Here is a 13,916-nt window from a genome sequence, read left to right on the forward strand (position 1 = left end):
CACGGTGGAGGACGGGGTCGCGGTCGTGACGGGCGCGGGGAGCGGCATCGGGGCGGCCACGGCCCTGGCCCTCGCCGACGCGGGCTGGCGGGTGGTGCTCGCCGGCCGGCGGCCCGAGCCGCTGCGGGCGGTCGCCGACCGGGGGCCGGCCGGGCGGATGCACCCGGTGCCCACGGACGTCACCGAGGAGGCGTCGGTGCGCGCGCTGTTCGACGCGGCCGTCGCCGGATCCGGTCGCGTGGACCTGCTCGTGAACAACGCCGGCCGGTCCGCGGCGGAGGCCGAGGTCGGCGACCTCCCGCTCGACGTGTGGCAGGCGGTCGTGGCGGTGAACCTCACCGGGACCTTCCTGTGCACCCGGGAGGCCTTCCGCGTCATGCGGGCCCAGCGGCCGCAGGGCGGCCGGATCATCAACAACGGCTCGATCTCCGCGCAGGTGCCGCGGCCGATGTCGGCGGCCTACACGGCCACGAAGCACGCGGTCACCGGCCTGACGAAGGCGACGTCCCTCGACGGCCGGCCGTACCGCATCGCCTGCGGCCAGATCGACGTGGGCAACGCCGCCACGGAGATGACCGAGCGCATGGCGGCCGGGGTGCGGCAGGCCGACGGCAGCGTCCGGCCCGAGCCGCGCATGGCGGTGGAGGACGTCGCCCGCGCCGTCGTCTACATGGCCGGTCTGCCGCTGGACGCCAACGTCGCGAACCTGACCGTGCTGGCCACGGCGATGCCCTACGTCGGGCGGGGATAGGGCTCCCCGGGGCGGCGCGGGCGCAGTACGGTCCGCGCACTCCCGAGGAGGCGGAATGACCGATCCGTTGTGGCGCAGGGGTGCCGGCGAGCTGGCGGGGATGATCCGCGCCGGCGAGGTCTCGTCGGTGGAGGTGGTCGAGGCGCACCTGGAGCGCATCGACGCCGTCAACCGCGAGCTGAACGCCGTGGTCGTCGTGCTGGCCGACGAGGCGCTGGCGGCGGCCAAGCTCGCCGACGAGCGGCTCGGCAGCGGCGGCGAGGTGGGGCCGCTGCACGGCGTGCCGGTGACGGTCAAGGAGAACATCGACGTCGCGGGGACGCCCACCACCAACGGGGTCGTCGCGCTCGGCGAGGCGATCCCGTCGGCGGACGCCCCGCTGGTCGAGCGGTTGCGCGCGGCCGGGGCGATCGTCGTCGGCCGCACCAACCTCCCGGACATGGGGCTGCGGATCTCGACCGACTGCAGCCTGCGCGGCCTGACCCGCAACCCGTGGCACCGCGACCTCACCGCGGGCGGCTCGTCGGGAGGTGAGGCCTCGGCGCTCGCCTCGGGCATGTCGCCGCTGGGCGCCGGCAACGACATCGGCGGGTCGCTGCGCAACCCCGCCCACTGCTGCGGCGTCTCCTCGCTCAAGCCCACCAGCGGCCGGGTCCCGCACGCCACCGTGCTGCCGCCCGAGGACGGGCCGCTGTCGTTCCAGCTGATGGCGGTCAACGGCCCGATGGCGCGCGACGTCGCCGACGTGCGGCTGGGGCTGCGGGTCATGAACGGCCCGGACCGGCGCGACCCGGCGTCCGTGCCGGCGCCGCTGACCTTCCCCGACTCCGGGGGCCCGGTGCGCGTGGCGGTGGTGGCGGAGCCGCCCGGGGGCAGCACCGACGCGGCCGTGGCCGCAGTGGTCCGGCAGGCGGGTGCGCATCTCGCGGCGGCCGGCTACGAGGTCGAGGAGGTGACGCCGCCGGACTACGAGGCCGCGATCGAGCTGTGGCACGCGTGGCTGTTCACCGACCTGCGCACGATGCAGCCGGTGCTCGCGGAGCTGATGGGCCCGGTCGCCCGGCGGTTCCTCGAGGTCGCCCTGGACAGCACCCCGCGACTCGACCTCGACGCCTACGTCGGGTCCTTCGTCCGCCGCCGGCAGGTCGCGCGGGCGTGGCTGGAGTTCTTCGAGCGCTACCCGGTGGTCCTCACGCCGGTCTGGTCGCAGCCGGCGTTCCCGCACGGCTGGGACGCCGACCACGTGCCCGCCACCCTCGAGCTGCTGCGGCCGGTGATGCCGGCCAACCTGCTCGGCCTGCCCGCGGCGGCCACGCCCGGTGGCCTGGCCGACGGGATGCCGGTCGGCGTCCAGTGCATGGCCGCACCGTTCCGGGACGACCGCGCCCTCGACGCCGCCGCGGCGATCCAGGCGGCGGTCGGCGTCCTGGGCCCGGTGGACCCCTTCGTCAACGGCTGAGGCGGCGGCTCAGCCGGCCGGTCCGTCGTCGACCGCGCAGTCGCCCGGCGGTGCCGGCACGCCCGGCAGGACGGCGAGCAGGGCGGGCACGCCGTCGGTGCCGACGACGAGGGTGATGCCGTCGACCGCACCCGGCTCGGCCGCCACGTCGAGCACGTCGGCCATCTGCTGCGCCCCGGCGCTCTGGCCGTCGGCGTACTGCACGGCCGAGGAGGGCCGCCCGGAGCTCTCGGTGACGGTGCCGACGACCAGGCCGGCGGCGGCGAGGGCGGCCGCGACCTCGTCGGCGACGCCGCTGCCGGAGGCGTCCACGACGTCCACCGGCGCGGATGCGGTGCAGTCGGTCGCCGGCGTCTCGGGAGCCTGCTCCTCCGGCGACGGGGGCTCCGGCGCCGGGGGCGCCGACGGTGGCTCCGGGGCCGGTGCCTCGGGGACCGCCGGCGGCTCGGGCGTCGGCGGCTCGGGCGTCGGGGGTGGTTCGGGGGCGGGCTGTGGATCCGGAGCTGAGGGCGACTGCTCGGTGTCGGCCGTCGAGGTCGAGGGCTCGTCCACCGGCGTTTCCGGAGCCGGTGTCGACGGCTCGGTGTCGGCGCTGGACGTCGACGGCTCGTCGGCGGGCGTCTCCGGAGTCGGTGCCGACGGCTCCTCCGGCGACGGCTGGGTGTCGGCGCTCGATGTCGACGGCTCGTCGGCGGGCGTTTCCGGAGCGGGAGTCGAGGGCTCCTCCGCGGGCACCTGCTCCGGTGCGTCCGCGTCAGGGCCCGACGTCGACGGCTCGTCCGCCGGGGTCTCCGGAGCGGGAGTCGAGGGCTCCTCCTGCGACGGCTCGGTCGGCGGCGCCTCCCCCGACGCCTCCGTGTCGGGACCGGCCGTCGGCGCCTGCGGCGGCTCCTCCGGAGGGACGGTCGGAGGCTCCTGGGGCGGGACCGTCTGCTCGGACGGACCCGTCGTCCCGGGCTCCTCCGACCGGGGGTCCGCGGGCGGGACCGTCGGCGGCGCCGCCAGGACGGACACGTCGGGCGGTTCGGCCGGCGGCGGGTCACTCTCCGGCGGTGCGGCGGGGAGCTCGGCGGGCGGGTCCATGACGGGGGGCTCGGCGGGCGGGTCCATGACGGGGGGCTCGGCCGGCGGGTCGACGGCGGGCGGCGGGCCCGGGTGCGCGGGCTCGACCGTCGGTGCGGGGTCCGGTACCGGGACCGGCACCCTCGGCACCGGCGTCCCCGCGTAGGCGGCGGCGAGTGCCAGGACCGTCGCCACGTAGCTGTTCGAGTGGTTGTAGGCGAACACCGCCCGCGCCTTGCCGGCGGGACCGGAGAGGTCCCCGCCCGTGGCGCAGAGGTAGCGGGCCGTCGCGGCGGCGGCGTCGTGGATGTCGAACGGGTCGCGCCGGCCGTCACCGTCGCCGTCACTCGCGTAGCGGGCCCACGAGGACGGGATGAACTGCATCGGCCCGACGGCGCGGTCGTACTGCGCGTCGCCGTCCAGCCGTCCCCCGTCGGTGTCCAGGACCACCGCCATGCCCGGGCCGCCGGACAGCCGCACGCCGAGGACCGGCGGCGTCGAGCGCCCGTCGGTGTGCAGGACCGCGCCGGCGAAACGGCCGTGGTTGGACTCGACCCGGCCGATGGCCGCCACCAGCGACCAGTGCACGTGGCAACCGGCCGGAGCGGCCGCGGCCGCCGCCGTGTAGGCCTCGAGTGCAGTGGCCGGTACACCGGCGGCCGCCAGCCCGGACGCGGGCCCGGTCGCCGCCGGCCGCGGTGGAGGTGCCGACTGCGCTGGAGGTGCCGCGCCGCCGGCCGTCGCGGGCTTCGGCGGCGCCGGGACGGGGGCCGGCAGGGGCGCTGGGACGGGAGCCGGACGGGGGACGGCGGCGGACGACCCGGAGGCGCTGGGAGCACCGAGCAGCTGCGTGCGCGCGAGCAGCGGCGAGGGATCCGACCGCGGCGCGGGAGGTGGCTGCGGGTGCGCCGTGGGGGTCGCGACGAGTGCAGCGGTGACGACGGCCGCGGCGCTCCCCCACCGGAACCGGCGTGCTCGCCGGGCGTTCACCCCGCTGCTCCCACGAGACGGTCGCGAGGCAGCTCCCTCGGCCGCATCAGCTCAGCACTCCGGGCGCGGCGGACCGGAGGACCTGGGCGGGCTGGGGATCCCGGTCACGGCGCCTCCTCGGCCACGGGTCCGTCCTCGACCGACCACCGGCTCGTCCTGCCGAGTGTCACCCAACTCCGCCCGGGTCCGCACCCGTAGGGCAGAACGTCCCCGAACCGGAACTCGCCGGGCCACCCGGCCGGCAGCTCAGGGCCGCCACTCCGCGCGGTACTCGTGGTGCTGCGCGTAGGGCATGGCCAGCAGGGCGAGGGTGAGCGCCGCGAGCTGGTGCTGGTCGGTCGGCGTGAGCGGGAAGTCGGCCAGGCCCTGGGGACGGGACCCGAGGAAGCGCAGGTCCGGCCGGGATTCCCGGCAGGCGAGCACGAGTCGCCGGCGCGCCGCGCACTCGGCGAGCACCCGTGCCGGATCGAACCGGGCGACGTGCTCGCCTGCGCCCTGGGGCGACCCCGAGGCGTCCCCCACGTCCCACTCCTCGCGGCCGCTGGCTGCGGCGGCCTCCGCCGCGATCCGCTTGTCCTCGGCGATCCGGGCGAGCACGAACTCGTCCAGGCTCGGCTCCCGGTCCGGCTCCAGACCCGACTCCGCGTCCACGGTCGCCATCCTCCCGCCGACCGGGGACGCGCGCCGTCCCCGGAGCGAGACACATTCGTCGCGGCGCGCGGCGCGCGGCCCGCGGCTCAAGGCTCGCGGCCAGTGGCTCAAGCCCCCAGTGAGCGCCGTCTCCACGCGGTCGGGAAGAAGTCGACTTATCGTTGCGTATTACAACTTGTGGCGGTGACACCCAGCCCCCGCCCACTCCCAGTACACGCACCCGGCCGGCGGCCGTTCCCTGCGGAGGACCCTGCATGAGCACGACCCACCGGGCCGAGCGGACGGCGGCCGTCGACACGACGGCCATGACGAAGCGGGAGACGCTCGAGGCACTCAGCGGGCTGCTGCTCGCCCTGTTCGTCGGCCTGCTCAGCAGCACGATCGTGTCGAACGCGCTGCCCACGATCACCGCCCGGCTGGAAGGCACCCAGTCCCAGTACACCTGGGTGGTCACCGCGGCCCTCCTCGCGGCCACGGCGTCCACGCCGATCTGGGGCAAGCTCGCCGACCTCTACAGCAAGAAGCTGCTGGTCCAGCTGGCCATCGTGGTCTTCACCGTCGGCTCGGCGCTCTGCGGCCTCTCGCAGTCGATGGGCACGCTGATCGCCTTCCGCGTGGTGCAGGGGATCGGCATGGGCGGCCTGCAGTCCCTGGCCCAGGTCGTGATCGGGGCGATGATCCCGCCGCGGGAGCGGGGCAAGTACTCCGGCTACCTGGGCGCGGTCATGGCCGTGGCCACCGTCGGCGGCCCGCTCCTGGGCGGGGTCATCGTCGACACCTCCTGGCTGGGCTGGCGCTGGACCTTCTACGTCTGCGTGCCCCTGGCCCTCGTCGCCCTGGTCCTGCTGCAGAAGACGCTGCACCTGCCGACCCTGCGGCGGCACGTGAGCATCGACTGGGTCGGCGCGACGCTGCTGACCGCTGCGGTGAGCGACCTGCTGATCTGGGTCACCTTCGCCGGCAACGAGTTCGACTGGCTCTCCTGGCAGTCCGCGGCCATGGCCGGCGGCGGCGCCGTCGCGCTGCTGCTCGTGGTGTTCGTCGAGAGCCGGGTGCGCGAGCCGATCATCCCGCTGCCCATCCTGCGCGACCGGACCACCGCGCTGGCGATCATCGCCTCCGTCGCGGTCGGCGTCGGGATGTTCGGTGCCTCGGTCTTCTTCGGCCAGTACTTCCAGATCGCCCGCGGCTGGTCCCCGACGAAGGCCGGCCTCGCGACCATCCCGATGATCGCGGCGCTGCTGCTCTCCTCGACCGTCTCCGGCCAGCTGATCACCCGCTTCGGGAAGTGGAAGCGGTACCTCGTGGCCGGCACCCTCCTGCTCGTCGGCGGCATGGGCCTGCTGGGCACGATCGACCACACCACGAGCTACACCCTGATGGCCGGGTACATGGCGCTCCTGGGCCTCGGAGTCGGCATGACGATGCAGAACCTCGTGCTCGCGGTGCAGAACACCGTCGACCTGAGCAGCATCGGCGCGGCGACCTCCGTGGTGACCTTCTTCCGCTCGATGGGCGGCGCCGCCGGGGTCTCGGTCCTCGGCTCGATCGCCGCGAACCGGGTCAGTGACCGGGTGGCCGAGGGGCTCGTGGCGATGGGCCTGCCGGCGCCGGAGGGCGGCGGCTCGGAGTCCCTCGACCTGGCCGGTCTGCCGGCTCCGGTCCAGGACCTGGTCCGCGGGGTCTACGGCGACGTCATCGGCGACGTGTTCGTCATCGCGGCGGTCATCTCGGCCGTGGCGGTGCTGGCGGTCCTGTTCATCCGGGAGGTGCCGCTCCGGCGCAGCAACAGCCCGGCCGAGGAGACGCCCACCCCGACGCGGCCCGTCCCCGTCGCATCCGCCGTCCCGGCGGGCGGGGACACGGCCGGGACCGCCGCGGTGAACGGGCACGTCCTGGAGGGCCGGCTGGTGTTCGGGCGCGTCCTGCGCGGGGACGGCCGGCCGCTGGCCGGCGCGTCGGTCACCCTGACCGACGTCGCGGGGCGGCAGGTCGACCGCGCCAGCTCCGGCGCGGACGGCGGCTACCGTCTGCGGCCTGCCACCGCCGGCACCCACCTGCTCATCGCGTCGGCCCCGCACCTGACGCCCGACGCCGCGATGGTCGCCGTGGCCGAGTCCCCGGTGCACCGCGACGTCGTGCTGGCCGGCAGCGGAGCGCTGCGCGGAACGGTGTGCGACGGGCACGGAGCCCCCCTGTCGGCCGCGCTGGTCACGCTCACCGACGCCTCCGGCGACGTGGTGGCGAGCACGGCAGCCGCCGACGACGGGGCCTTCGCCCTCGCCGAGCTGGTGCCCGGCAGCTACACGCTCACCGGCCGGGCACCGGGCCACCAGCCGCTCGCCGTCCCCGTCGAGCTCGCCGACGGCGGGACCGCCGTGCGCGACCTCGTCCTCGTGGGTGGCGCCCGCGTCACCGGCGTGGTGCGCGCCGCCAGCGACCGGCGGCCGCTGCCCGAGGCGATCGTGACCCTCCTCGACGCCGACGGCAACGTGCTGGCCTCCACGTGCACCGGCGGCACCGGCCGGTACGAGTTCGACGACCTGCTGCCCGGCTCCTACACCCTCACCACCAGTGGCTTCGCGCCCGTGGCCGAGGCGCTGCGGGTGCCCGCCGGCACCGAGGTCGCCCACGACGTGACCCTCGGGTCGGCCCGCGGCTGACCTCCCACCGACCCGTCCGAGAGGAGGCACCCCATGACGGACGTCGACGACGTCCTGCGGCGGGACCTCACACACCTGGTGCTCGCCGACCTCCGTGCCGGACGCCCGCTGCGCCCGCCGGCGCAGGCCGCGCTGCGCATCCTCGCCGCCGAGCCCGCACCACCGGCCGCGGCAGCTCCCTGTCCGGCACCGGGCGCGGTCACCGCCCGCCGGACGCCGCGCCGCGCGCTGGCCGCGGTGGCGGTGGGCGCCGGGGCGGCCGTGCTCGCCGCCGGGGTGTTCCTGGCTGGGAGCGGGGACGGCGAGCCGTCGGCGCAGCAGGGCCGGGCGGCGGTGGCGGCCGCCCCGTCGTCCGACGCCGGCACGGGACCGGCGACCACCCCGGCGACCGGGACGCCCGAGGCCGCGCTCCCGGTCACGACCGCCAGCCCCGCAGGGACGACCGGAGCGCCGCAGCCCGCGGCCACCGACCGCCCGACCACGGCCACCGGACGTCCGACCACGGCCTCCCAGCCCCCGCCCGCGGCGGGTCCCCGGCCGGCGGCCGGTGGGCCGTCGCCGGCGGCGGACCCGGCCGGGGTCCCGGCACCGGTGGCCGCCGGCTCCCCCGCCGACCCCGCCGGTCCCGTGCCCGGGACCGCACCCACGGCGACCGAGCAGCCACGCCCGGCGCAGACCCCCCAGGACGGGGACGATCCGATCGACCGCACCCCGGCGGGGGCGACGGCCGGAGCGCCCCGGCCCGCCCCGGCGACACCGCCCCAGCCCGCCCCGGCGACACCGGCCCAGGCGACCCCGGCGACGCCGAGCACCACCTCCGCAGCGGACGACCCGACACGGAGCTCCGGCCACCCGCGCCACCGGACGGAGCACGACCGTGGCTGAGGAGACCGCGCCGCGCGGATCGGCCTTCGAGCTGGGCACCGACGGCGCTCGCGTGGTCGTCGTCGGCTTCGACGGCTCCCCGACGTCGCTCCGGGCGGGCGCCTACGCCGCCGGGCTGGCCCGCCGCGAGGGCGCCCGGCTCGTGGCGGTGCACGTCATGACGCCGCCGGTGCTGGCGCTGCTGGTGCCCGACCAGCCCTGGCCGCTCGAGGAGGCCATGGCCGACCGCACCGCACACCTGCGCGGGGAGGTCGAGGCCGGCGCCGCCCACGCGGGCGTCCCCGCCGAGTTCGTCGCCGTCCGCGGCGAGCCCTTCGCCGAGCTGACCCGGATCGCCACGGAGCTGCGGGCCGACGTCGTCGTGGTGGGCGCCTCCGCCCGGACGGCCCACCGGCTCGCCGGCTCGGTCGGCAGCCGGCTGGTCCGCACCGGGCGCTGGCCGGTGGTCATCGTCCCCTGAGCCCCGGAGGCGCCGGTCTCAGTCGCCGGCGCCGTGGTCCCCGCTCGCCGCGAGATCGGGCGTGAACTGGGCCCGCGCCATCTCGACGCCCGCCGCGACCTCGTCCTCGGTCGCGGTGCCGCTCGCCGCCACCACGTCGGCCCAGGCCGCGATGGTCCGCACGTTGTAGCGCTGCACCTCGGGCGTGTTCTCCCACGCCGTCGGGTCCTCCACCACGACGCCGCCCAGGAAGCGCCCGAGGGCGAGCACCGTGACGTCCCAGCCGGGCCCGACGAAGAGCGCGCCGGCACCGCTGCCGGCCACCTCGACGGGGACGGTGTGCTCGAGCTCGAGGACGGCGCCGTCGCCGCCGGCGGACAGCCGCACGTCGACGACGCTGAACGGCCCACCCCACGTCACCGTGAGCCGCTGCGGCTCCTCACAGCGCACCACCTCGCCGCCCACGTTGGCCTCGAGCTGATGGGTGCCGCCAGGCCGCAGGTCCCCGGTGACTGGCAGGAACCAGCGGCGGAGCCGGTCGGGGTCGGTGAGGGCATCCCAGACGTCCTCGACCGGCGCGTCGTAGCGGCGCCGGAGGACGACGGCGACCTCCTCGGTGCCGTCGGTCCGCTGCCGGCGCACCCCGCGCGAGGTGCCGGCCAACTCGTCCGGGATGCCCTTCACGTGTCCTCCTCGGTGTTCGGGATCGGGTCCCCCGGGGACGGCGAGCCGCCGGTGCGGCGTTCCCGCCGGGCGCGAGCCAGCTCGACGGCGAGGGCGTCGAGGCGCTGGCCCCAGAACCGGCGGAACCGGTCCAGCCACGCGTCGACCTCCCGCAGCGGAGCCGCGTCGACGGCGTACAGACGACGCGCCCCCTCGGCTCGCACGTGCGCGAACCCGTTGTCCCGGAGGACGCGCAGGTGCTGGGAGACCCCCGGTTGCGAGATGCCGAACTCCTCGCGGACCACCGCGGTGATCGCGCCCGCTGAGCGCTCGTCCTCGGCGAGGAGCTCCAGGATCCGACGGCGGACGGGATCGCTGAGGACGTCGAAGGCGTGCACGGCCCGACGATTCAGCTAGCGCTCATACAAGCCGAGCCTCATACCTGCGGCCGACGCAGGGCTTGCTCGTCGGCTACGGCGGGCACGCGGTGCCGGTTGCGCTCGGCTGGGGTGCGGCGCCCGTGGCAGGCCGTGGTCGCGGCCGACCTGTCCTCATGCTCGTCGAGTCGGCCTGGTCGCTCGCCGTGGCCGCCGCGACGCTGGTGAGCCTGGCGCGACGCCGAGCGCGGCCGGACTGACCGCCTCAGGCCCCGCCCAGGACGTCCTCGACGACGCCGGCCGCCCCGCCGCCCCGGCGCTCGGGCTCGGCGGCGGCCAGGAGCAGCCCGCCGGGGAGGAACTCGACGCCGGTCGCCGCGCCGATCTCGGGCACCTCGGTGAAGGTGTGCCCCAGCGCCTCCAGCGGCGCGCCGGACGCGGCGAGGAACGCGGGCTCGGCCTCGACGGCGGCACCGTTGCGGGAGCTGGCCCGCGGCGCGGCGATCGCCTCGGCCAGGTCCAGGCCGAGGTCCACGCGGCCGACCAGGGTCTGCAGGACGGTGGTGATGATCGTGGCCCCGCCCGGCGAGCCCAGCGCCATCAGCGGCTCGCCGTCCTGCAGCACGATCGTCGGCGCCATGCTGCTGCGCGGCCGCTTGCCCGGGCCGGGCAGGTTGGGCTCCGGCCGCGCCGGGTCCGACGGCGTGAAGGTGAAGTCGGTCAGCTCGTTGTTGAGCAGGAAGCCGCGGCCGGGCACCGTGATACCGCTGCCGCCGGTCTGCTCGATGGTGAGCGTGTAGCTGGCCACGTTGCCCGCGGCGTCAGCGACCGTCAGGTGGGTGGTCGAGGGCCCCTCGGCGCCCGCCCTCGCCGGCTCGCCCGCCGGCGCGGGACACGGGCCGTACTCGCCGTCGGGGCTGCCCGGCGCGACCGGCCGGGGCAGGGCCCGGCCGAGGTCGAGCAGGCAGGCCCGCTCGGCGGCGAAGCCCTCGGAGAGCAGCTCGTCCAGCGGCACCGGGACGGCGTCGGGGTCGCCGACGAAGGCGTTGCGGTCGGCGAAGGACAACGCGGAGGCCTCCAGGTAGGCGTGCAGCGCGGTAGCCCGGGGCAGTGAGCCCAGCGGGAGGTGCTCCAGCACGTTGAGCGCCTCACCGACCGTGGACCCGCCGCTGGAGGGCGGGGCCATCCCGTGGACCGCCAGGCCGCGGTAGTCGACGCGGGTCGGCGTCCGCACCGGGGCGTCGTAGGCGGCGAGGTCGGCCGCCTCGAGCAGGCCCGCGCGCACCGGCGCGGCGCCGGGCGCCTCCGGCGGGTCCTGCGCCGTCCGGACGACGTCGGCGGCCAGCTCCCCGGTGGCGAACACCGCCGCGCCGTCCGCGGCCAGCAGCCGGTAGGTGTCGGCGAGGTCGGGGTTGCGGAACACCGTCCCCACCTCCGGCAGGGCGCCGCCGGGCAGGAACAGCTCCGCGGTGGGCGCGAAGCGGCGGAACTTCTCCTCGTTGTCCGCGGTCTGCTGGCGGAAGGTCTCGTCGACGACGAACCCGTCCTCGGCCAGCGCGATCGCACCGCCGAGCGCCTCGGCGAGGTCCACGGTGCCGAACTCGGCCAGCGCCCGCTCCCAGGTCAGCGGCGTCCCCGGCGTGCCGACCGACAGCCCGCTCTGCACCGCCTCCTGCAGCGGCAGCGGCTGGCCGGCGTCGTCGAGGAACGCGTCGGGGCCCATGGCGGCCGGCGCGGTCTCCCGGCCGTCGATGGCGGACACCGTCCCGGTCGCGGCGTCGAAGTAGACGAAGAACCCGCCGCCGCCCACCCCGGCGGAGTACGGCTCGCTCACCCCCAGCGCGGCGGCGGCCGCCACCGCGGCGTCCGCGGCGTTCCCCCCGGCGGCCAGCACCTCGAGCCCGACCCGGGTGGCGTCGGGGTCGACCGTGGCCACCGCGCCCCCGGTCCCGATGGCCAGGGGCGCCCGCTCCGGGACCGGCGCGGCACCGGCGGTCCCGGCGGGACCGCCCGCGACCAGGACGCCGGAGGCGAGGAGGGGCAGGGCGACCAGCGTGGTCCGCCGATGCGGCATGGGGACTCCCCGGGGTCGAGGGCGGGCCGGTCCGCCCAGCCTGCTCCCCACCCGGCCGTTCCGCGCGCCGGCCGCTCAGTGCTGGGCGGCCGCCCAGAGGACGCAGAGGGCGAGCATCACCCAGCTGGTGATCCAGGCGGCGGTCGTGGTTCCCAGGGAGCGCATGTCAGACCATCCCGAAGTGTTCGCTGTGGACGCGGTCGGCGGGCACGTCGAGCTCGCCGAGCGAGGACCGGACGGCGTGCACCATCTCCTCGCGCCCGCAGATGAAGTACTGCAGGCTCCGGTGGTGCTCCGGCAGGTGCCGGGCCAGCACCCGGGCGTCGATGCGCCCGCGCTCCCCCGGCCAGTGCTCCGAGGGGCGGCTGATGACGTGCACCACCGTCAGGTCCAGCCGCCCCTCGAGCCGCTGCAGCTGGCGGATGCCGGTGATCTGGTCCTCGGAGCGGTTGCCGAGGAACAGCCAGACTGGCCGCCGGTCCCCCTGGTCGGCCAGGGTGGCCAGCATGCTCAGGAAGGGGGTCACCCCCACGCCGGCGGCCAGGAAGACGAAGCCCACCCCCGGGTGCCGCTCCAGGGTGAACGACCCGTGCGGGCCGTCCACGTAGACGGTGTCCCCCACCCGCAGCCGGCGGATCGACCGGGTGAACTCCCCGACCTGCTTGATCGTGAACTCCACCCGCGGCCGCAGCGCGCTCGAGGAGATCGAGAACGGGTGGTAGGTCGGCCGGAACGGCATGCGCCCCGGCATGATCCAGGCGAACTGCCCCGCCTGGAAGCTGAAGCTCTGCCCACCGTGGCGGTGCGCGGGTTCCAGGCCGACGGTCACGCTGCCACCGGGCTCCGGCCACAGCTCCACGACCCGCCACGGGCGCCGCCACAGCCGCAGCGGCTTGACCAGCCGGACCCACACCGCGAGCCACAGGAACGCCGCGGCGTACACCGTCCACGCCACCCGGACCCACGTCTCGCTGAAGTAGTAGTCCACGAGGAAGGCGTGGCCGAGGCCGGCCAGCACGATCGTCACGCCCAGGACCGAGTGCAGCACGTGCCAGACCGGATAGCTCAGCCGCAGCGCGCGCCGCCAGATCGAGGTGACCATCAGCAGGGCCAGGGCGGCCACCGACAGCCAGGCGCACTTCGCCCGCAGCGGCGCGTGCACCACGTCGAGCAGCACCCGGTAGCGGTCGTCGACGAGGAACAGCAGCACCGGGTGCCCGAAGGCCGCGACGACGGCGAGGAAGGAGACCTGCCGGTGGTAGCGGAGGACCCAGTCGATCCCGAACGGCGCCGTGGGCCGGGAGAACCGGGCGGCGAGGGCGAACTGCAGGCCGAGGACCGACAGGGCGAGGAAGCCCAGCGCGACCGAGAGGTTCACCGCGAAACCGCGGCCCGGCCGGACCTCGGTGGAGCAGAGGGCCAGCGGAGCCACCGCGATGAGCACGTGGACGGCCAGCCAGCCGACCGCCCGGCCCTCGGCCGAGGGGGCGCGCCGGGAGCGCGGCACCCCGGGGACGACGGCGGCGTGCTCGGACGTGACCCGTTGGAGGACCGCCGTCACGGACGGCCCTGGCGTGGCGCACGGCGGCGGCTCCGGGGGTGGTGCATGAGGTGCTCTCCTGTGCGTTCCCGCGCGGGCGCGCCCCAGGTCACCGACCGACCCGGGCGGCGGCACGCCCGCGGACACCGCCCCGCCGGGCGCCACCGGGACGCGCGGGCGGCGGCCGGCACACCCGGCCGGATCCGCACACAGGGGGTGTTCGGGCGACGACGTTAGGTGAGGCCGACCCGGGGTCGTCAAGCCCGCCGCGACCCCTGCGCGGAGCGTGCCTGGTCAGCGACCGGGGTGTGTCGGGTCACAGTGGCGCCGGACCGGCGTGCCGCGCCCCCGGCGTGTCGCGG

General features: G+C 76.6%; 11 protein-coding genes. 5 read left to right on the top strand and 6 right to left on the bottom strand.

The features are described 5' to 3' along the window. Positions 1 to 4: 4 nt before the first annotated feature. A complete protein-coding gene (locus ACI79I_RS11705; RefSeq protein ID WP_456992508.1) occupies positions 5 to 751 on the top strand; it encodes an SDR family oxidoreductase in 747 nt (248 codons plus the stop codon). Between the two features lie 55 nt (positions 752 to 806). After that, entirely contained in the window at positions 807 to 2,210 is a 1,404-nt protein-coding gene (locus ACI79I_RS11710) for an amidase (protein ID WP_456992509.1), read from the top strand. 9 nt (positions 2,211 to 2,219) lie between these two features. Here ACI79I_RS11710 and ACI79I_RS11715 read toward each other — a convergent pair whose 3' ends face one another. Then, the gene (locus ACI79I_RS11715; protein ID WP_456992510.1) at positions 2,220 to 3,860 is read right to left on the bottom strand and encodes a lytic murein transglycosylase; all 1,641 of its coding nucleotides are present in this window, start codon (positions 3,858 to 3,860) and stop codon (positions 2,220 to 2,222) included. Positions 3,861 to 4,508: 648 nt separating this feature from the next. Further along, positions 4,509 to 4,913 carry a DUF6221 family protein gene (locus ACI79I_RS11720; protein WP_456992511.1) on the bottom strand — a complete coding sequence of 135 codons (405 nt, stop codon included), beginning with the start codon at positions 4,911 to 4,913 and terminating at the stop codon, positions 4,509 to 4,511. 254 nt (positions 4,914 to 5,167) lie between these two features. Between ACI79I_RS11720 and ACI79I_RS11725 the strand changes: the two genes are divergently transcribed. From ACI79I_RS11725 to ACI79I_RS11735, 3 genes are read left to right on the top strand one after another with little or no spacing between them, the layout of a single operon-like run. Further along, positions 5,168 to 7,576: an MFS transporter gene (locus ACI79I_RS11725; protein ID WP_456992512.1), complete on the top strand. Its 2,409-nt coding sequence runs from the start codon at positions 5,168 to 5,170 to the stop codon at positions 7,574 to 7,576. Between the two features lie 33 nt (positions 7,577 to 7,609). After that, a complete protein-coding gene (locus tag ACI79I_RS11730; protein ID WP_456992513.1) occupies positions 7,610 to 8,461 on the top strand; it encodes a hypothetical protein in 852 nt (283 codons plus the stop codon). Beyond that, the gene (locus tag ACI79I_RS11735) at positions 8,454 to 8,921 is read left to right on the top strand and encodes a universal stress protein (protein ID WP_456992514.1); all 468 of its coding nucleotides are present in this window, start codon (positions 8,454 to 8,456) and stop codon (positions 8,919 to 8,921) included. Before ACI79I_RS11730 ends, ACI79I_RS11735 begins: the two co-directional genes overlap by 8 nt. Before the next feature lie 18 nt (positions 8,922 to 8,939). On the opposite strand, the gene ACI79I_RS11740 is transcribed toward ACI79I_RS11735, so the two are convergent. The 4 genes from ACI79I_RS11740 to ACI79I_RS11755 all read right to left on the bottom strand — a co-directional run bounded on the left by ACI79I_RS11740 (position 8,940) and on the right by ACI79I_RS11755 (position 13,575). After that, positions 8,940 to 9,584, bottom strand: coding sequence for an SRPBCC family protein (locus tag ACI79I_RS11740; protein WP_456992515.1), 645 nt, complete (start codon positions 9,582 to 9,584; stop codon positions 8,940 to 8,942). Then, positions 9,581 to 9,961 carry an ArsR/SmtB family transcription factor gene (locus ACI79I_RS11745; RefSeq protein WP_456992516.1) on the bottom strand — a complete coding sequence of 127 codons (381 nt, stop codon included), beginning with the start codon at positions 9,959 to 9,961 and terminating at the stop codon, positions 9,581 to 9,583. The genes ACI79I_RS11740 and ACI79I_RS11745 overlap by 4 nt, the downstream gene beginning before the upstream one ends. Positions 9,962 to 10,205: 244 nt before the next feature. Next, positions 10,206 to 12,014 carry a gamma-glutamyltransferase gene (ggt, locus tag ACI79I_RS11750; RefSeq protein WP_456992517.1) on the bottom strand — a complete coding sequence of 603 codons (1,809 nt, stop codon included), beginning with the start codon at positions 12,012 to 12,014 and terminating at the stop codon, positions 10,206 to 10,208. A 166-nt stretch (positions 12,015 to 12,180) separates the two neighbouring features. Continuing rightward, positions 12,181 to 13,575, bottom strand: coding sequence for a ferredoxin reductase family protein (locus ACI79I_RS11755; protein ID WP_456992518.1), 1,395 nt, complete (start codon positions 13,573 to 13,575; stop codon positions 12,181 to 12,183). Between the last annotated feature and the right edge of the window lie 341 nt (positions 13,576 to 13,916).

The sequence above is a fragment of the Geodermatophilus sp. SYSU D01105 genome (assembly GCF_054050095.1).

What these genes read in the sequence shown, in the direction of transcription:
- ACI79I_RS11710 (WP_456992509.1), top strand. Translation starts at nt 807, where the DNA reads ATGACCGATCCGTTGTGGCGCAGGGGTGCCGGCGAGCTGGCGGGGATG.
- ACI79I_RS11725 (WP_456992512.1), top strand. Translation starts at nt 5,168, where the DNA reads ATGAGCACGACCCACCGGGCCGAGCGGACGGCGGCCGTCGACACGACG.
- ACI79I_RS11730 (WP_456992513.1), top strand. Translation starts at nt 7,610, where the DNA reads ATGACGGACGTCGACGACGTCCTGCGGCGGGACCTCACACACCTGGTG.
- ggt (WP_456992517.1), bottom strand. Translation starts at nt 12,014, where the DNA reads ATGCCGCATCGGCGGACCACGCTGGTCGCCCTGCCCCTCCTCGCCTCC.